Raw genomic sequence first — 19,281 nt, 5'->3', positions numbered from 1 at the left:
GGACGACGCCTGCCAGCCTGAGAGAGGTGCGTCGCTGGCACGATGTGCGGCGCCCTGGTGGCCCACCGGGTCGTGTGATGCTGCGATGTGGTGGCCGCAGCGACCGCGAACGGTTCGCACAGCGCGCCTGTCTCCGCGGCGGTCTCCGCCTTGCACTCGCGCTCGCAGACCGGTGATGTTGCTTGGCGATCATCGCGCAGGCGGCGGAGAAGACGGCGAGCGCTCGCGCGCCTGAAGGATCGGTGAACGCCGACGAACGCGCCGTGCGACGCGGCGTGGAGCCCGGGCGAGCCTCGTTCCTATGCCTACGTGCGCTGCGCGCCTCGCACGTGATCTCCGGACGATCCCACCCGTACACCCCCGACCTGGAGGTATTGCTGCGATGTGGTTCAAACGATCGATTTTGTGCACGCTCGGCGCCGGCGCCCTGATGGCGTCTCGCACGGCGCTCGCCGCCGACCTGACCTGCTCGTCGAGCACGACCCTGGAGGAGCTCGCGGCGTGTATCCGCGACCAGATGCCCGGAAGGGACTCAGGGGCATTCGTCGTCCCCAGCTCGACCCAGATGAGCGCGTGGCGGAGCGTCGTTCGCCTGATGATGGCCGGTCGATGCGACGCCGTGCTTCCGTCCAGTCTGTCGTCGTTCGCGCGGATCCGGCTCGTCCGCGACGCGTCCAACGGCCGCAGGTACTGTGTGCTCATGGAGGTCGCCGACGGAAATGGCGACCGGATCGTCGATCGCGGGCTGGGCACCTTCATCGTGGATGCGGCCGCGGAGCGAGAGATCTGCCATTCGGCGGCACATCCGATCGCGGATGCGGAGACGGAGATCCAGGCCATCACCGTCTTCAAGGAGACGAGGTCTCGCAGTTTCCTGATGGGCGGCGCCCACCGCGACGCGAGCATGGTCGAGAGCGCTTGTCAGAGTTCGTTGGCCACCTCGGACATGGCCCACAACGTGGCGAACATGTTCCACGCCACCTATCAGGAGCTCGCGGCCCATTACGGATCGAGGCGATGGTCGGCCATTCAGTGGCATGGCATGGCGCAGAGCACCTGCGCGTCGGTGGACGTGCACCTCTCTCACGGCATGGACGTCGTCCCCGTCGAGGGCGACAAGATCCTGGAGCTCAGGCGCAATTTGCTCGCCTACAAGCCCGCGTGGCGCATCGGCGTCCCCGGCGGCGGCGCTTGCTCGTTGAACGCGACGACCAACGTCCAAGGTAGGCTCCTCAACGGTGTGCCGGCGAGCCGGGTCTGTGGTAGCCCCGCCGCGAGTTACAGCGGACGCTTCATCCATATCGAGCAGGATCCCGGATTTCGCGATCCGGACAGCTGGATCGCCGCGATTATGGACACCTGGCCGTGAGCCCCGCTCCCTCGGATCCGCCGAGGCCACCCCCTGGCAACGGATCCGATCCGTTGGGACCCGCCACGGCCAGACCCTGCGGAAGAACTCGAACCGTTGGGACCTGCCGCGGCCAGACCATCGGGAAGAACTCGAACCGTTGGGACCTGCTCTGTACCCTCCGTAGGCCCCCGGAGAGGGGTGTCTCTGCGCGGGGTGGGGGATGGGCCGATGTCTGAGTCTGAGATGGGGCTCCTCCGGCTTGCCGGAGGGGCCCTATCTCAGACGAGTTCGGCGGGGCCCCCACCCCGCGCAGAGACACCCCTCTCCGGGGGCCGGACGACTCGGCACGACCCCACCCCACCTCGCGCCGCGCCGCGCCGCGCCGCGCCGCGCCGGCGCCCGCGCCCGCCCCCCGTCGCGTCCGCTGCGTCCCGGAGCTCTCCCGGCGTGTCTCGCCTGCCACATCGCCCCCCCGGCTCCGCTGCGGACAGGCCTCTTGCAGCCGCGGCATCCCCATTGCTGAGTCGCGGGCCATGCCCGCCGCCCCGCGCCTCCGGTCCGCGCCCGCAGCCCTGGCCGTCATCGCCCTCAGCCTCGCTTGTGTGCAGGGCGCCCGCGCGCCCAACGTCCCGCCCCGCGGCACGCTCGCCCCCGGCGCGCTCGATCCGGGCGCGCGGCCCGCCGAGGGGCCGTTCGCGGTCGTGTTCGGCGCGCCGCGCGGGCAGACCGAGAGCCCCGCGGAGATCAGCCTCGTCTTCAACCGGCCGATGCGATCGCTCGACCTCGCCGGCGCCGAGGCCGCCGCCCCCGCGACGCTGAAGCCGGCCGCGCCGGGGCGGTGGCGCTGGGTCGGCACGAGCGGCCTCACGTTCGTGCCCGACGGACGCCTGCCGCGCGCCACCGAGTTCACCGTCGAGGTCCCGGCCGGCACCCGCGCGCTCGACGGCAGCGCGCTCGCCGCGCCGTACATGCTCACGTTCCGCACCGAGCTGCCCAGGGTCGCGCGCGTCGAGCCCTGGTCGGGCAAGGACGATCTCCGGCCGGACGCGCGCTTCGAGCTCCGGTTCAACCAACCGGTCGAGACGGCCGAGATCGCGCGGCGCGTGTCCGTCACGGCCGGCGGCCGCGGCGCGCCGGTCGCGCTCGACGTGCGGCGCCCCGACCCGAAGAACGAGCTGCTCGCCGAGCTCGTCCCGCGCGCCCCGCTGCCGCGCGACAGCGACGTCGAGATCGCCGTTGCCGGGAGCCTCCGCGGCAAGGAAGGGCCGCTGCCGGCGGGCGAGGAGCAGCGGTTCTCCTACCGCACCTACGGGCCGCTCCGGGTCGAGCGCGTCGAGTGCGACCGCGACACGCCCGGCGGCGGGTGCTCGACCCAGGGCTGGGTGTCGCTCGTCTTCTCGAACAACGTCCGGCTCGCGGACGTGAAGCGGGCGATCTCGGTGGAGCCCGCCGTCAAGCTCCGGTGGCCGGCGTGGATGAGCGACGACGACCTCACGAGCCACGTCTCGATCGACGGGCGCTTCGCCCCGGGGCGCAGCTACCGCGTGCGCGTGGCGGCCGGCCTGCGCGACCAGCACGGGCAAGCGCTCGCCGAGCCCTTCTCCTCGCAGGTCGCGTTCGGCGACCGCTGGCCCGAGGCGCAGATCGGCCTCGCGGGAGGGATCTTCGATCCGGGCCAGCGGCCCGAGATCCCGGTTATGTCGGTAAACGTCCGCGAGCTCACGCTCGCGGTCGGGGCGATGACCGAGGACGCGGTGCTCGCGCTCGAGGCCGACCCGAACAGCCCGGGACGGAGCCCGAAGTTGAACGAGATCGCCGCGTTGCCCTCCGGCAAGCGCTCGGTCCTGCGCCCGGCCGCCGCGGCGAACGCGCCGGCGACGCACCTCGTGCGCGCCGAGGAGGTGCTGGGCGGCGCCGGCAAGCGGGGGCCGCTCGCGATCGGGCTGAGCTACACCGCGCGGCCCGGGACGCGGCAGGCGCGCGTCGCCTCGGAGGCGGTGATCGCGCAGGTGACGGACCTCGGCATCAGCGCGAAGGTGTCGCCGAGCGGCTCGCTCGTGTGGATCACGCGCCTGTCGACGGGCGCGCCGGTCGCGGGGGCGCGCGTGTGGATCCGCGCCCCGGGCGCGCCCGCGCCCGCGCCGGTGCTCACCGACGCGCGCGGCCTCGCGAGCGTGCCCGCGGCGCTGTACCGGCCGGGGGCGACGTCCGCGCCGGAGCGCGGCGTGATCTTCGCGCGCGCGGGCGACGACTGGACGTACCGCCGCGTGGCCGAGGCGCTGAGCGGGTGGCGCTTCGGCGCGCCGTACGACTTCAGCGAGGCGCGCCCCATCGGGATGGTGTTCTCCGATCGCGGCATCTACCGGCCGGGCGACACGGTGCGGGTGAAGGGCATCTTCCGCGAGGAGGCGGCGCGCGGGACGACGACGCCCGCCGGCAAGGGCGTCGCGTTCAAGGTCGAGGGGCCGGACGGCGAGGCGCTCGTCTCCCTCTCGCCGGCGCTCGGCCCGTTCGGCACGTTCTCGGCCGACGTGAAGATCCCGGAGACGGCGCGGCTCGGCACGTACAGCCTCTCGGCGACGGTGCAGGGGGGCGAGGCCGGGTGGCCGGACGTCACGAGCAGCGTCGAGGTCGCCGAGTACCGGCCCGCGGAGTTCAAGGTCGGCGTCGAGAGCGACAAGCCGAGCTACGTGCGCGGCGACAAGGCGCGCTGGATCGCGCGCGGCGACTACCTGTTCGGGGCGCCGATGACGAACGCGGAGGCCCGGCTCTCGGTGACGCGGGCGCCGGCGGCGTTCTCGCCGCCGGGGCTCGAGGGCTTCACGATCCGCGAGGACGAGCTCACCGACGCGCTGCCGGCGCAGGCGCCGCGCGAGGCGCAGGTGCAGAGCGGAGGCGAGAAGCTCGACGCGCGCGGGCAGGCGGCGATCGGCGCGACGCTCGCCTTGCCCGGGCAGCGCGGCCCCGAGAGCGTGACGTGCGAGGCGGAGATCACGGACGTGTCGCGGCAGGCGCTCGCCGGGAGCACGACGGCGCTCGTGCATCCGGCCGAGTTCTACGTCGCGATCAAGGAGCCCGAGCGCTTCGCGAAGGCGGGCGACGTGCTCCGTCCCGAGATCCTCGCCGTCGACCCGAAGGGGGCGCGCGTCGCGCAGGTCGGCGTAGAGGTGGCGCTCGTGCAGCGGACGTGGACGCTCGCCCGCGAGCAGAGCGGCAGCGCGTACCGCAGCGTCATGGCGCCGGTCGACAAGGTCGTCGCGCGCTGCGGGGTGACGACGGCGGCGGCGCCGCGGGGCTGCGAGCTCGCGATCCCGGGCGCGGGCTACTTCCTGCTGCACGCGAAGGCCAAGGATCGCCGCGGCAACCCGGTCGGGGCGGCGGCGGGGATCTACGCGCTCGGGGCGGGCGGCGGCGGCTTCGGCGACAGCGACGAGCTGAAGGTCGAGCTGGTGCCGGACAAGGACAGCTACGAGGTCGGCCAGACGGCGCGGGTGCTGGTGAAGTCGCCGTTCGCGTCGGCCGACGCGCTGATCACGGTCGAGCGCGCCGGGATCCTGACCGAGCGGCGGGCGACGCTCTCCGGCGGCATGCCGGTCATCGACGTGCCGATCACCGAGGACCTCCGGCCGAACGCGTTCGTCTCCGTGCTGCTCCTGCGCGGCCGGACGAAGCCGCCGCCCGCGCCGGGCAAGGACGGCGCGGCGGGGCCCGACGTCGGCGCGCCGGCGTTCCGCCTCGGCTACGCGCCGCTGCGCGTGAACCCGGAGGCGCGGCGGCTCGTGGTGCACGTCCGTCCGGACCGGGCGGACGCGCGCCCCGGGGATCCGATCCGCGTGGACGTCGACGTGCGCGACCAGCGCGGCCAGCCCGCTCGCGCGGAGGTGGCGCTGTACGCCGTCGACGAGGGCGTGCTGTCGCTCGTGAACTACCAGACCCCGGATCCCATCCCGGTGTTCGGGGCGCCGCGCGACCTGAAGGTCGCGACGATCGAGTCGCGCGCCGCGCTCGCGCGCGTGCGCAACCCGTTCGCGGATCTCGGCGCCGACAAGGGGCGCGCGGGCGGCGACGGGGCCGGGGGCGGCACCGGCGTGCGCCGCGACTTCCGCCAGAGCGCCTACTACCACCCCGCGCTCGTCACGGACGCCGCCGGGCAGGTGCACGCGAGCTTCAAGCTGCCCGACTCGCTCACGACGTACCGGGTGATGGCCGTCGCCGTCGCCGAGGACGATCGCTTCGGCTACGGCGCGTCGCGGGTGACGGCGAGCCGCACGCTCATGGCCCGGCCGGCGCTGCCGCGCTTCCTCCGCGCCGGCGACGCGATCGACGCGGGCGTCGTCGTGACCTCGAAGGGGCTCGCGCGATCCGCGGTCGAGGTGGAGGTCACCGCGTCGGGGCTCGCGCTCTCCGGGGGCGCGAAGCGCGCGATCGAGCTCGCGCCGGGCGAGTCGGCCGAGGTCCGGTTCGCGCTCGCGGCGCCGCGGGCGGGCCAGGCGACGCTGCGCTTCCGGGCGGCCGGCGGCGGGGCGGAGGACGTGGTCGAGGTGACCCGCGAGATCAAGGCGCCGGCGTCGCCGGAGGCCGTGGCGCTCTACGGCGACACGACCACCGCGAGCGCCGAGCGGCTCGGCGACCTGTCGGCGATCCGCGACGACGTCGGCGGGATGACGGTGAGCCTCGCGCCGACCGCGCTCGTGGGCCTCGGCGGCGGCGTCGAGCAGCTGATCGAGTACCCGTACGGGTGCACCGAGCAGCTGACGAGCCGGATGGTGCCGCTGCTCTCGCTGCGCGACCTCGCGAAGGCGTACGGGATCGCGCTGCCGAAGGACGTCGCGTCGGTGGTCGGCAAGACGGTCCGGGAGATCCTCTCCCACCAGCGGGGCGACGGCGGGTTCGGCTTCTTCGCCGAGTCCGACGAGCCGGATCTCTGGACCACGGCCTACGCGTTGTGGGGCCTCTCCGAGGCGAGGCGCCACGGGGTGGCGGTGCCGCGCGACGCGACCGACCGCGCGATCGCGTTCCTGCGCGAGCGGCTGAGCGAGGTCGACCGGGATCCGCTCGCGCGGGCCACGGCGCCGTTCATCCTCGACGTGCTCGCGCTGAGCGGCGCGCCCGACCCCGGCCGCGCGAGCCGGCTGTTCGAGGCGCGCAAGGACCTGCCGCTCTTCTCGAAGGCGCTGCTCGCGCACGCGATGGTGGTCGGCAAGAGCGACCGGGCGGCCGTGGATCAGCTCGTGGGCGAGCTCGAGGGCGCGCTGCGCCTCGACGGCCCGGCCGCGCGGGCGGTCTCGAACCACGGCGACGCGTACGCGGTCCTCATGGACTCCGAGGTCCGCACCTCGGCGCTCGTCCTGCGCGCGCTGCTCGCCGCGCGGCCGTCGCACGCGCTCGCCCCGCGGCTCGCGGCGGGCCTGCTCGCGGATCGCCGGGGCGGCACGTGGCGCAGCACGCAGGAGACGGCCTGGGCGCTGCTCGCGCTCGACGAGTACCGGAGGGCGCAGGAGAAGCGGGCGCCCGACTTCGACGCGCGCGTGTTCCTCGGGCAGGCGGAGATCTTCTCGGCGCCGTTCCACGGCCCGACCACCGAGCAGGCGAGGACGTCGATCCCCGCGGCGCGGCTCGCGAGCGCCGCCGGCGCGCCGCTCGCGTTCTCGGTCGACGGCACAGGGCGGCTCTTCTACGAGGCGCGGCTCCGCTACGCGCGCAAGTCGCTCCCCGCGGCGGCGCTCGACCGCGGCTTCTACGTCGAGAAGTCGCTGCGCGCGCTCGCGCCCGAGGACCTCGCGGCCGCGCTCGGCGGCGCGGCGGGCGCGGCGCCGCCTTCGCTGTCCTTCGCCGGCGGCGACCTCGTGCTCGGCGAGCTGCTCGTGGTGACGCCGTCGCCGCGTGACTTCGTGGTCATCGACGACCCGCTGCCGGCGGGGCTCGAGGCGGTCGACGCGCGGCTCGCGACGTCCGCGCGCTCGCTCGACGTGGACGCCGCGGAGGCGGAGGCCGAGGCCGAGGCGGACGGCGACGATCAGGACGACCTCCGCGCGACCGGCCGCGCCTACGAGCCGAGCCGGTTCGTGCGCGAGGTCCGCGACGATCGGGTCCTGTTCTTCGTCGACCACATGGCCGCGGGGATGTACCGGTACCGCTACCTCGCGCGGGCCACGACGCTCGGCGCGTTCGTGGTCCCGCCCGCGCGCGCGGAGGAGATGTACACCCCCGAGGTCTTCGGCCGGACGGGGGCCACGACGGTCAAGGTCACGGGCCGAGGGGCGGGCGCGGCGCCGCGCCCGCGCTGAGCCGTGCGCACGCCGCCGTCACCGGGCGCCGATCGCGGCGCGGGCGGGCTGCTCGCCCGGGCCCGCGCGCGCCTCTCGCATCGCGGCGCGGGCGGGCTGCTCGCCCGGGTCCGCGCGCGCCTCTCGCGGGGGGCGGCGAGCGTGACCCGCGCGGCGGCCGCGCGCCGCGCCGTGAAGCTCGCGCTCGCCGCCGCCGCGGCGCCGTGGCTCCTGCTCGCCGTGCTCGCGGCGCTGACGCCGCTCCCGCCGGCGCTCCAGGCCGCCGAGGAGCCCGCCGTCTCCACGGTGATCCTCGATCGCCACGGCGCGGTGCTCCGCGAGCTGCGCGCCGGGGACGGCGCGCGCGCCCGCTGGCTGCCGCTCGACGAGGCCGGCGATCGCATCCAGCGCGCGCTGCTCGCCGCGGAGGACCGGCGGTTCGCGCGCCACCCCGGCGTGGATCCCCTGGCGATCGCGCGCGCGCTCGGCCAGCTCGCGGCGGAGCGGCGCGTCGTCTCGGGCGCCTCGACGATCACGCAGCAGCTCGCGCGCGCGCTCGTGCCGCGCCCGCGCACGCTGCGCGGCAAGCTCGGCGAGATGGCGCTCGCGCTCCGCATCGAGGCGTCGCTCTCGAAGCGCGAGATCCTCGAGCAGTACCTGAACCGCGTCGCGTTCGGTCCGGGCCTGCGCGGCGTCGAGGCCGCGAGCCGCTTCTACTTCGACAAGCCCACCGCCGACCTGTCGCTCGCCGAGGCCGCCGCGCTCGCCAGCATGCCGCGCGGCCCCGCGCTGTACGACCCGCGCCGCGGGACCGGCCCGCTCGAGCGCCGCAGGAACCGCGTCCTCGATCGCATGCTCGCCGCCGGGCTCGCCGGCGAGGGCGAGGTGGCCCGCGCCCGCGCGGAGCCGATCGCGCTCGCCCCGAAGGGGAGCGGCCTCGGCGCGCCGCACCTCGTCCGCGCCGTGCTCGGCGGCGCGCTGGGCGACGGCGGCCCGGGCGGCCCCGACGCAGCGCGCGACGCGCTGGGCCACGGCCGCGCGAGCGCCATCACGCTGACCATCGACCGCGGCCTCCAGCGCGAGATCGAGGTCCTCGCGCAGCGCACCGTCCGCGCCCTGGCGGACCGCGACGTGAGCGCCGCGGCGGTGGTGGTGCTCGAGAACGCGACCGGCGACGTCCTCGCGTACGTCGGCTCGCACGACATCGAGGACGCCGCCGGGCTCGGCCACAACGACGGCGTGCTCGCGCTGCGCCAGCCCGGCTCTGCCCTGAAGCCGTTCGTCTACGAGCTCGCGATGGAGCAGCTCGGGTTCACCGCCGCGACCGCCCTGCCCGACGTCGAGCTCTCCTTCCCGACGGAGGACGGCAGCTACGCGCCCCGGAACTACGACGGGCGCTTCCACGGCCCCGTCCGCCTGCGGGACGCGCTCGCCAGCTCGTACAACGTCCCGGCGGTCTGGACGGCGGCCGCGCTCGGCCCCGACCGCGTCGTCGCGCGGCTCCGGGAGCTCGGCCTGCGCTCGCTCGATCGCGAGCCGTCGCGGTACGGCGTCGCGATCGCGCTCGGCGACGGCGAGGTGCGCCTCCTCGATCTCGCGAACGCTTACGCCACGCTCGCGCGCGGCGGGCTCTACCTGCCCGTGCGCGCCGTGCGCGCGGCGGCAGGCGCGCCCCGCGCGGCCGGCGCCCCCGCCGAGCCGCCCGCGCCCGCGTCCCCGAGCGCGCCGCGCGGCGCGCGTGTGCTCGACCCCGCGCGCGCCCGGGTGATCGTCGACATCCTCGCCGACGACAAGGCGCGCATCGCGTCGTTCGGCGAGGGCAGCGCCCTCGACCTGCCGTTCCCCGTGGCCGCGAAGACGGGCACGTCCAAGGGGTACCGCGACAACGTCGCGGTCGGCTTCACGCCCGACGTCACCGTCGCGGTCTGGGTCGGCAACTTCGACGGCGCGCCCATGGGCGGCGTCAGCGGCATCACGGGCGCGGGCCCGCTGTTCCGCGACGCCATGCTCGCCGCCGCGCGCCTCCGCCCGCCGCGCCCCTTCGAGCCGCCCGACCCCGAGCTGCTCGCGGAGGTCGAGGTCTGCGCCCTGTCCGGCATGCGGCCGGTCGAGGCGTGCCCGCACCGCCGCCGCGAGCTCCTCCCGCGCGACGAGGCCGCGGCGCTCGTGTCGTGCGACATGCACGAGGTGGTGCGCATCGACCGCCGCAACGGCCTGCGCGCCGGCGCCTGCCCGGCCGGCGTGGTCGAGGAGCGCTCGTTCGAGCGGTACGGCGCGGAGCTCGCCGCGTGGGCGCGCGCCGCCGGCCGCCCCCTCGCGCCCGAGGAGCTGTCCCCCCTCTGCGGCGCGCTCCCCGGCGATCCCGCGGGCCCGCCGCGCGGCGGCGCGCGCGTCCGCGTCGCCTATCCGCCCGACGGAGCCCGGTTCGTCCTTGATCCCTCGGTCAACTCGCTCCAGGCCATCCGCCTCCGCGCCGACGTCCCCCCGGGCGTGGGCCGCGCGCGGCTCGTGCTCGACGGCCGCGCGATCGAGCTCGGGCCGCCGTACACGTTCGACTGGCCGCTCGCGGCCGGCGCGCACCGGCTCCGGGTCGAAGCGGACGGCGTCGCGCCGAGCGAGGAGATCGTGTTCTCGGTGGAGTGATCCGCCCCGCTCAGCGCTTGCTCCACCCGCCGCCGCGCTCGCGCGCGCGGAACTCCGGCCTGAGCTCGCTCCGCGCGTCGGGGAGGAGGAGCGCGCACGGATCGAACCAGTGATGCGTGGTGGCGCGCGCCAGGATCGGCTCGACCTGCCCCTCGAACTCGGGGTTGTCCGGGCACCGGTCGTGCCACAGCGCCCAGCGCTCGGGCACGTTCGCGAACACCAGCACTTCCTTCACGCCGCCGTTGCAGTTCGTGGCGACGACGAGCACGTCGCCCGGCAGCTCGCCCGGCTCGCGCACGCGGAGCACGACGTCGTGGTGGAACTCTCCCTGTTGCCAGTGGTCGAGCAGGTCGTACCCGCCGTGCTGGGACGCGAGCCGCTCGAGCAGGCTCCCGAGCATGAGCTCCCCGGCGAGCTGCTGGACGGTGTCGGAGCTGTGGTCTTCGTGGTTCGACATCACACGACAGACTAGCAGCGCGCCGCGAGCGCGGTCACCCGAGCAGCGGCAGGTCCTCTTCCTCGGCGAGCGGGAACCGCTGCACCGTGGGATCCTCGTTGATCCCCGCGAGCTTGCGCAGCGCCTTGTGCACGTGCCCCGGCGTGATCCGGACGCCGTTCTCCGAGGGCTGCAGCGTGACGGGGTCGACGCTGAGCGGGTTGTGCCGCTCGTCCGTCGCGCCGACCACCCGGTTCCCCAGGATGCCGGGGCCGGCCAGCATCATGCTGGTGATGTTCCAGTGGTCCTTGCCGTTGCCCTGGTTGTAGCCCGGCGTCCGCCCGAAGTCCGAGCCCACGACCAGCACGACCCGGTCGGCGATCCCCTGCTCCTCGGCCGTCGTCAGGAGGAAGTCGATGCCGTCGCAGAGCGCGTCGAGCCGCGGGATATGGTTCTGGTCGTGGTTCCCGTGGGTGTCGAACCCGCCGAGCGACAGGTTCGCGCTCACGCAGATGCCGGCGCGGTAGGCCGCGAGCGCGACCTGCGCCTGCTTGCGCAGCGAGGCGTCCTCGAACTTCTCGGGCAGGTACTGCATCAGCTGCTTGAGCTCGTTCTGCCCGACGCGCGAGGTGAACAGCGTGCTCATCGCCTGCTTCACGTGGGGCAGCCGCTGCTGCTCGAGCTTCGCCGCGTGCCGCGCCTGCCGGGCCTCCAGGATCCGGGTCATCGTGGCCTCGGTGTGGTAGCGCTCGGGGGTCTCGGCCGACGGCTCGACCACGTTCGGGTACGCGAGCCGCCGGAGCAGCCCCGTCTCGGGCATCCGCGTCACGGGCACGAGGTTCGCTGTCGTCTCGTAGCCGCCGTTGCTGATGAACCCCATCGGCAGCGCGCCGCCGCGCACGCCGGCCACGAGCGCCGCGAAGCCGGGCTTGCCGTCGCGGAGCGTGCCGCTCCACGTGTTGCGCACGCCCGCGTCGTGGCTGTTCGTCCCGGTGTCGATGCCGTTGATGACGAGCAGCCTGCTGTAGTGCTTCTTGAAGAACGCCGGGAGGGCGCCGACCGGCGCGAACCGGAGGTTGCCCGCGTCCCCGATGTCCGCGGCGAGGTAGCTCCGGTTCATCGCGTCCCGGGTCTCCTGCTCCGCGGCGCTCTGCGCGCCCTTGGGATCGCAGAGGCTCGTCGGATCCCAGCCGCCGCCCGCGTGGACGTTGATCCAGAGGGGGCCCGAGTAGGGGTCAGCCGCCGCGGCGTCCCGCGACAGCGCGCCCGCCGCGACGACCCCGAGGCCAGCCATCGATGCCAGTTTGAGGAAATCTCGACGTTCCATGGCTGCTCCTACTGGTAAAGGAACCTGAAGTCCGACAGGAGATAGGTCATGACGCTCATCCACGCGCGGACGGTGTAGTTCTCGTCGCGCTGGAGCTTCTGGTCGTCGGGCAGCTCGTCGCGGGTCCAGTAATCCCTCTGCACCTGGCACGGTCCGGGGAGCCAGGTGGAGATCCGCCCCTCTTCGCCCTCGGCCTTCTTCATGCCTTCCTTGCCCTCCTCCCAGGTGCCGAGGAACACCTGGTAGGTCCGCTCGATCTCGGGGTCGCCGAGCTCGAGCGCCTCGCCCAGCACCCGCTTGTGCAGGTACTGGATGTTCTTCTTGATCGCCTCCACGGCCGGCACGACCTCGAAGCCGTTCGCGTCCCTCGGCTCGAACGTCTGCTCCACGAACGGCAGGAGGAGCCGCTCCTCCTGCGGGAGGTGCATGTCGAGGGGCACCGAGATGCACGCCATCTCGTTCGCCATCCGGTCCGCGACGTTCGCCATGACCCCGTTCGGCTCGGTCATGCGCTGGGTCACCTGCTCGGAGTCGATGCCTCCATAGAGCAGGTTGTAGGTGTCGCGCCGGAGCAGCCAGTCCACGCGGCTGCCGTCGTCCTCGAACGCCCTCGGCCGCCACGGGTACCCCGTCACCGCCCAGATCTTGCGGTGCAGCTGCTCGGGCCCGAGGAACCGCGTGCCGCCGAGCTGCGTCGTCGCCTCGCCGCGGGACGCCCCCGCGACGTTGCGCGCGCGGAAATAGGGGCTCTTGATGATGCCCTTGACGACCGTCTTCAGGTTGTAATCGCTCTCGGCGAAGTCGTGCGCGATCGCGTTGAACGCGTGGTACTGGGCGAGGTACGCGCGGAACTTGGCGCCGAACTCGGGATCGTCGTTCGCCGGCGCGACGAGCGGCTTCTGCCCGGTCAGGCCGGTGTACATGTTGTAGACCGCGGCGAGCGCGAACCGCGGGTCGTCGGCGACGCGCTTCGCCACCCACTGGAGCGCGCTCGGGAACTCCTCGAACGGCACCGCCTCGGCGCCGAAGCCCGGCGGCCGCATCTCGTCGTACCAGGCGTCGTCCGCCTTGTACCGGCCGAGATCGTCGAAGTTGTGGAACGCGCCGGCCAGCGGGTCGATGGCGGCGTGGCAGACGGTGCACGCCGCGTTGTTCATCGTCGGGTTGAAATCCGTGATCTTCGTCTGATCGAGCGGCTGCTCGGCCGTCTTCAGGATGTCGGTGCCGAGGAAGAACTCGTAGACGACCCGCGCGCGGTGCCGGTTCCGGTTCGTGTTCGTCGTCGGGTGCCGCGTGAGGAACACGACCGAGGTGAGCACGCCCGCGAGCGGGATGGGATCGCGCTTCGCCTCGACGAACTCAGCAGGATCGGCGTCGTTCTTGAACTCGACGTTCACCCCGTAGGCCTTCGCGGAGAACGGGTTCACGACCGTGTAGTCCGCGGTGAGGACCTCCTTGAACGACCTGTCGTTCCGCACGATGTGCGCGATGAGCTCGAGCGGCTCCCTGCCGATGGCGCGGTTCGTCCAGCTCTTCAGCCGGTTCACGACGTCCTCCAGGTCCCGCGCGCCGTACTTCTCGACCAGCGCGGGATCCTGCGGGATGCTGTTGTACCACTTCGGATCGTACGCGTCGCTCTTCAGCAGCTCGACGGCCGCCTCGCCGTTGATGTAGCGGTCGGTGAGGAACAGATCGTTATAGATCTCCTTCAGCCGGACATAGAACGCCTCCTCGGTGAGGAGCTGATCCAGGATGGGGTCGAGCGCCGCCATGCCGCTCTCCTGCACGGCCTGCTCCTCGGCCTCGGTGGGCAGGCGCCCGCCGAGCTCGAGGCTCGCCATCCGGAGCGTCTCCTCCGGCCCGCTCATCACCACGTCGGCGAACGACGCGTTGACGTCCGTCTCGCAGGACGACGGGCTCTTCGTGCGGTCCACCATCTCGCGGAGCGCCTCGTACTCGGGGCCGTCCACCTCGATCACGTTGCCGCCGCCGTGATCGATGCTCTTCGTCGGCTTGAGCAGGACGTACGACTCGCCCCCGAGCTCGAGGTTGGCGAGCGATTTGAACGTCGCGAGGTTCTTGTCGAGGAAGCCGGCCTCGCTGCTCCCCGCGAGGACCATCTTCGACTTCGCCGCCTGGCCCTGCGGGTTATGGCAGCCGATGCACTTCGTCGAGAGGATGGGGACCCACACCTTCTCCGCGAAGAACTGCTCGTCGGAGAGGCACGGACCGTCGACCGCGCCGGTGCAGCCGGCGGAGGCCGCTGTGGCCGCCGCCGCGGCGGAGAGCCCGAGGAGCCCCAGGGCCGTCGCGGCGCGCCTCCGGAGAATCGATCCTGTTCTCGGCATAAGCATCCTCGCCGGGAGCGCCTGCGCGTGCTCCCGTGTTGAGGGGGCCGGGAATTCGGCCCCCCGGGTCGCGTTGATCTCCACACCTCGACAGGCTCATCGCTGGCTGTCGGATCGCGCATCGACGAACCGGGGTGAAGCCCTCGCCCGCTCCGTCTCAACCGCAGGCTCGTACTGTAACCTCCTGAGGGGTGATCCGGCTATGTGCTCAGCACGTGAATTGATCGGAATTTCTCCAGGTATCTGCCGTGAATTTGAAAGTTTTCGACGCGGCGCCGCGGCACCTCGTGAAGGCGCGCACCCGGTGCGCCCAGGTGGGAAGCCCGGCAGGCGATGGGGTGCGTGCGTGGATGTGGTCAAGATCGGGGAAATCGAATAACCGTTGGATATGAGCTCGACGAGGGATGCGACCCGCGCGCGCGCGGTGCAGTGGTTCGTTCGCGGGGGCACGCTGCGCGCCGCGGGCCGGGAGCCCGTCAAGATCGGCATCTCGCCGGTCGTGGTCGGGCGCGACCCGAGCTGCGGTGTGGTCGTCGACGATCCGGAGGTCAGCTCGACGCATTGCGAGCTGCGCGCCGAGGGCCCCGGCGTGCTCATCCGTGACCTCGGCAGCAAGAACGGCACGTTCGTCGCGACGGTGCGCATCCGCGAGGCGATCTTGACGGCCGCGTGCGCGATCCAGGTCGGCGGGTCGGTGCTGAGCTTCGAGCCGCTCGAGAAGGAGCGCGTGGACGTCGGCTTCGACGAGAGCTTCGGCCCGCTGATCGGGGCCTCGCCGCGCATGCGCCACCTGTTCCGCCTGCTGCGCGAGGTGTCGCCGACGGAGCTCTCGCTGCTCATCACCGGGGAGACCGGCACGGGCAAGGAGCTCGCGGCGCAGGCCATCCACGACCACTCGACCCGGCGGAGCGGCCCGTTCATCGTCGTGGACTGCGCCTCGCTGCCCGGCGCGCTCGCCGAGAGCTTCCTGTTCGGCAGCGAGCAGGGCCCGACCCCCGGCGCGGGCGAGCGGAAGAACGGCGCCTTCCACGAGGCGAACCACGGCACGATCTTCCTGGATGAGCTCGGCGAGCTTCCGCCCGAGCTCCAGCCGAAGCTGCTCCGCGTGCTCTCCGAGCGCAAGCTGAAGCGCGTCGGGGGGCGGAGCTACGAGCCGATCGACGTGCGGATCATCGCCGCGACGCGCCGCGATCTCGGCCGCAGCATGAACACCGGGCGCTTCCGGAGCGATCTCTTCTTCAGGATCGCCCAGATGCGCATCGAGCTGCCGCCGCTCCGCGAGCGGCGCGAGGACATCCCGCTGCTCGTCCAGAGCGTCTGCGAGCGCATGGGGTGCCCGGAGCGCGCCGTGGAGATGGTCAATCTGATCACGACGACGCTCGGCCAGCACGACTTCCCGGGCAACGTCCGCGAGCTCATCAACGTCACGAGCGTCGCCGCCAGCCTGCCGCCGGGGGCCGAGGCGATCGCGGCGATCCTCCCGCTGGAGGGCGGCGGCGACGTGGTCGCGCCGACGTCGGCGTTCGGGGAGGCGAAGCGGAGCGCCGTCGCGACGTTCGAGCAGCGGTACTTCAGCGAGCTGATCCGCGCGACGGGCGGCAACATCAGCGAGATGGCGCGCCGCGCCGGCATGGAGCGGCACCACGTGCGCATGTTCCTGAGGAAACACGGGCTGAGCGCGAAGCAGTAGGCGCCGGCAGGCGCCGGGGCTGCCGCTACGCGCCGCCGGCGCCGCCCGCGCCGCCGCTCGCCGCGCCGCCGCCGCCGGCCGGGTCGCCGCCCGCGCCGCTGCCGCCCGCGCCGCCGCCGCCGCCCGCGGCGCTGGTCGTGGCGGTCGTCGTCGTGGCCGGGGCGCCGCCGCAGCGCTCCACGTTGCCGCAATCGGCGCAGGAGCAGCCCTCGAAGTACTCCGCGCACGAGCCGTTGTCGGTGCAGTGATCCGTGCACCGCGGGGTGTCCGTGCAGTCGGGGCAGGTGCAGTCCTCGTTGACGTTGCAGCCCTCGGCGTCGTTGCACCCGCGGCTCGGGCTGCACTCGGCGACGCTGCCGCCGCAGTCGGCGCAGGTGCAGTCCTCGCCGTCGGGCCGCAGGTCGCAGACGCCGTCGTCGTTGCAGCGGCCCGAGCAGCTCGCCGAGTCCGCGCAGTCGGGGCAGCTGCAGCTCTCCGGGACCTGGGCGAGCATCGCGCACCGCCCGTCCGGGTTGCCGCCGGAACAGCCGAAGCCGGCGGCGCTCCCGCCCGCCCCGGCGACGGTCACGGTCGCCGTGGTCGAGGGGCCGCTCGGGGTGGGATCGCTGGAGCAGCCGCCGCTCGCGGCGAGTCCAACGACGAGGGAAGGGGCGAGCAGGGCAAGCAAGGCGCGCATCGCCGACAGCATCCCTCCCGGGAGCGCGCCACGTCAACACCGGCCCTGCCGCGGGGGCAGGCTCAGCGGAACGCCACGCTGCTGTCGGCCGTCTTCGCGCGCACGGCCGCGCGCTCGCGGACCAGGAACTCGCGCACGGCGGCGTCGAGGCGCGGGTGCGCGAGGTGATGCACGCTGTGGGTCACGCTCGGCGCAAAGCCGCGCACGAGCTTGTGCGAGCCGCCCGCGCCCGGCTCGAAGCGGCTCAGGCCCCGCGCGATGCAGTCCTCGACCGGGTGGTAGTAGCAGACGTTGAAGTGCAGGAACGGCCGCTCCTCCGAGGCGCCCCAGTAGCGGCCGTAGAGCGCCGTGGGGCCGGCGAGGTTCAGCGCGCCCGCGATGATCCGCTTGCCGTCCCGCGCGACCACGATCTCGAGGCCTCCCCGGGGCGCGGCGCCCTCGCCGCCGCGGAGCCGGACCGCGATCTCCTCGAAGAAGGCGCGGTTCAGGTACTGCCGGCCCCAGGCGAACTTCTCCACGGTGGAGACGTAGAAGCCGAACATCGTGTCCACGATCTCCGGCGTGATCGCCGCGCCGCGGAGCGTCTCGATCGACAGGCCCTGCTTCGCGACCTCGCGCATCTCGCGCCGGATCTGGTGCCGCCGCTTCGCGTTGAAGCGCCCGAGGAAGTCGTCGAGCGTCTGGTACCCCTCGTTCACGAACTGGAACTGGATGCCGTGGCGGTGCGCCATCTCCGCGCCGGCGAGGGCGGCCGCCTCGTCCTCGGTCGGGAACAGCACGTGCGCGCTCGAGATGCGGGTCCGCGCGACCAGCTTGCGGAGCGTCTCGGCGAGGACCTGGAGGAGCAGCGGCCGGTCCTCCGGGCGCCGCACGAGCAGGCGCGGCGAGGTCGCGGGCGTGAACGGCACCGCCACGACGAGCTTCGGGTAGTACGGCGCGCCGAGCTGGTGGGACGCCGAGGCCCACCCGTGGTCGAAGACGAACTCGCCCTCGCTGTTGTCCTTCAGGTACGCGGGCGCGGCGGCGAGCAAGACGCCCTCGGCCCGGAGCGTGATGTGGTGGGGCAGCCAGCCCGCCTCCTCGCCCACGCACCCCGTCCGCTCGAGCGCGTCGAACCACGCCCACGAGAGGAACGGCGCCTGGTCCGCGCCGTGGAGCGCGTCCCAGTCGCTCTCCGGGATGTCGCGGATGGTGTCGTGGATGTGGGCTTCAAGCTCCATGATCGATCGTAGCGCGCGCGGCGCGCTCCGGCCGTCCGACCAGCTCCTCGATCGACCGCGCGCCGGACCGCGTCACGAGCTCCGACAGGCCGCGCGCGATCTCGGCGGGGAGGAGGGGGCCGCCGTAGATGAAGCCCGTGTAGAGCTGCACCAGGTCGGCGCCCGCCTGGATCAGCGCCAGCGCGTGCTCCGCCGACTCGACGCCCCCGGCGCCGATCACCGTGACGCCGGCGCCGAGGCGCGCGCGGATCCGCCGCACCATCGCGAGCGACCGCTGCCGGAGGGGCGGGCCGCTCAGCCCGCCGGCGCCCATCGCCGCGACCTCCGCCGGGCTCGTCGCGAGCCCGTCGCGCCGCACGGTCGTGTTCGTCGCGATGACGCCGGCGAGGCCGACCTCCTCGACGACGGCGAGCAGCGCCTCGAGCTCGTCGTCGCCGAGGTCCGGGGCGACCTTGATGAGCAGCGGCAGCGGCGCCCCGCCCCCGCGGTTCTCCCGCACGAGCGCCGCGAGCAGCGCCCGCGCGATCGCCGGCCCCTGCATGGCGCGGAGGTCCTTCGTGTTCGGCGACGACACGTTGACCACCACGAAGTCCGCCGCGCGCCGCGCCTCGCGGAAGCTCGCGAGGTAGTCCTCGATCGCGGGCTCGATCGGGTCCAGCGGCGCGACCCGGGACTTGCCGATCGAGATGCCCACCGGCACGCCGACGGCCGCGGCGCCGCCGCGGTCGAGCAGCCGGGCGGCGACGCGCGCCGCGCCCTGGTTCGGGAACCCGAGGCGGTTGATGAGCGCCCGGTCGGCCGGCAGCCGGAAGAGGTTCGGCCGGGGGTTCTCGGCCTGCGCCTGGGCGGTGACGGTCCCGAGCTCGACGAAGCCGAAGCCCAGGGCGGCGAGCGCGCGGGCGCGGCGGGCGTCCTTGTCGAAGCCGCCCGCGACGCCGAGCGGGGAGGGGAAGTGGAGCCCCATGGCGCGCACCGCGATGCGCCCGTCCTCGGGCGCGAGGCGGGCGCGCAGCAGGGCGCGGAGCGTCCCCACGTGCTCGATCGGGGCCAGCGCGAGCATGCCGAGCTCGTGCGCCAGGCGGGGTGGAAGCGCGAACAGGAGCGGTCGGACGAGGCGGTACATCGGGGCGCGTCTCCCTCGCGGCGCGGCGCCGGAGCAGATCCCGGCGGACCGGCGGCGATCCGGGGGTCGATACCATGGCGCGCCCCGCGTGTGTGCCGCGATCCCGGGGGCGCCGGACGGAGTAGACTCGCAGCCTCCATGACGGCCCCCGAGATCCACGATCGCGCAGGCGATCCGAAACCATCGAACGACCTGGGCGAG

10 protein-coding genes are annotated in these 19,281 nt (G+C 73.8%); 4 read left to right on the top strand and 6 right to left on the bottom strand.

The window, feature by feature from the left end:
* The first annotated feature begins 700 nt into the window (after nt 1-700).
* The 3 genes from WMF43_RS25775 to pbpC all read left to right on the top strand — a co-directional run bounded on the left by WMF43_RS25775 (nt 701) and on the right by pbpC (nt 10,260).
* Nucleotides 701-1,369, top strand: coding sequence for a hypothetical protein (locus tag WMF43_RS25775; RefSeq protein WP_437668561.1), 669 nt, complete (start codon nt 701-703; stop codon nt 1,367-1,369).
* A gap of 515 nt (nt 1,370-1,884) precedes the next feature.
* On the top strand, nt 1,885-7,638 hold the full coding sequence (locus WMF43_RS25770) for an Ig-like domain-containing protein (RefSeq protein WP_437668559.1): 5,754 nt from the start codon (nt 1,885-1,887) through the stop codon (nt 7,636-7,638).
* A 3-nt stretch (nt 7,639-7,641) separates the two neighbouring features.
* Nucleotides 7,642-10,260, top strand: a complete 2,619-nt coding sequence (pbpC, locus tag WMF43_RS25765; RefSeq protein ID WP_437668557.1) for a penicillin-binding protein 1C — start codon at nt 7,642-7,644, stop codon at nt 10,258-10,260.
* 10 nt (nt 10,261-10,270) lie between these two features.
* On the opposite strand, the gene WMF43_RS25760 is transcribed toward pbpC, so the two are convergent.
* The 3 genes from WMF43_RS25760 to WMF43_RS25750 are packed head-to-tail and all read right to left on the bottom strand — an operon-like array spanning nt 10,271 to nt 14,371.
* Complete coding sequence (locus tag WMF43_RS25760) at nt 10,271-10,717, bottom strand: hypothetical protein (RefSeq protein WP_437668555.1); 447 nt, start codon at nt 10,715-10,717, stop codon at nt 10,271-10,273.
* Nucleotides 10,718-10,751: 34 nt separating this feature from the next.
* Nucleotides 10,752-12,023, bottom strand: coding sequence for a DUF1501 domain-containing protein (locus WMF43_RS25755; RefSeq protein ID WP_437668553.1), 1,272 nt, complete (start codon nt 12,021-12,023; stop codon nt 10,752-10,754).
* Nucleotides 12,024-12,031: 8 nt separating this feature from the next.
* Complete coding sequence (locus tag WMF43_RS25750) at nt 12,032-14,371, bottom strand: DUF1588 domain-containing protein (protein WP_437668551.1); 2,340 nt, start codon at nt 14,369-14,371, stop codon at nt 12,032-12,034.
* A gap of 388 nt (nt 14,372-14,759) precedes the next feature.
* Between WMF43_RS25750 and WMF43_RS25745 the strand changes: the two genes are divergently transcribed.
* On the top strand, nt 14,760-16,061 hold the full coding sequence (locus tag WMF43_RS25745; protein WP_437668549.1) for a sigma 54-interacting transcriptional regulator: 1,302 nt from the start codon (nt 14,760-14,762) through the stop codon (nt 16,059-16,061).
* A 25-nt stretch (nt 16,062-16,086) separates the two neighbouring features.
* Here WMF43_RS25745 and WMF43_RS25740 read toward each other — a convergent pair whose 3' ends face one another.
* From WMF43_RS25740 to WMF43_RS25730, 3 genes are all read right to left on the bottom strand, one after another.
* Nucleotides 16,087-16,737, bottom strand: a complete 651-nt coding sequence (locus WMF43_RS25740; RefSeq protein ID WP_437668547.1) for a hypothetical protein — start codon at nt 16,735-16,737, stop codon at nt 16,087-16,089.
* Nucleotides 16,738-16,799: 62 nt separating this feature from the next.
* Entirely contained in the window at nt 16,800-17,957 is a 1,158-nt protein-coding gene (locus WMF43_RS25735) for a GNAT family N-acetyltransferase (RefSeq protein ID WP_437668545.1), read from the bottom strand.
* Complete coding sequence (locus WMF43_RS25730; RefSeq protein ID WP_437668543.1) at nt 17,947-19,080, bottom strand: quinone-dependent dihydroorotate dehydrogenase; 1,134 nt, start codon at nt 19,078-19,080, stop codon at nt 17,947-17,949. Before WMF43_RS25730 ends, WMF43_RS25735 begins: the two co-directional genes overlap by 11 nt.
* Nucleotides 19,081-19,281 lie beyond the last annotated feature (201 nt).

The organism is Sorangium sp. So ce131 (assembly GCF_051519095.1).
GTDB lineage: Bacteria > Myxococcota_A > Polyangia > Polyangiales > Polyangiaceae > Sorangium.
Note: the sequence above shows the minus strand (reverse complement) of the source record. Positions and strands in the feature narration are given on the sequence as shown.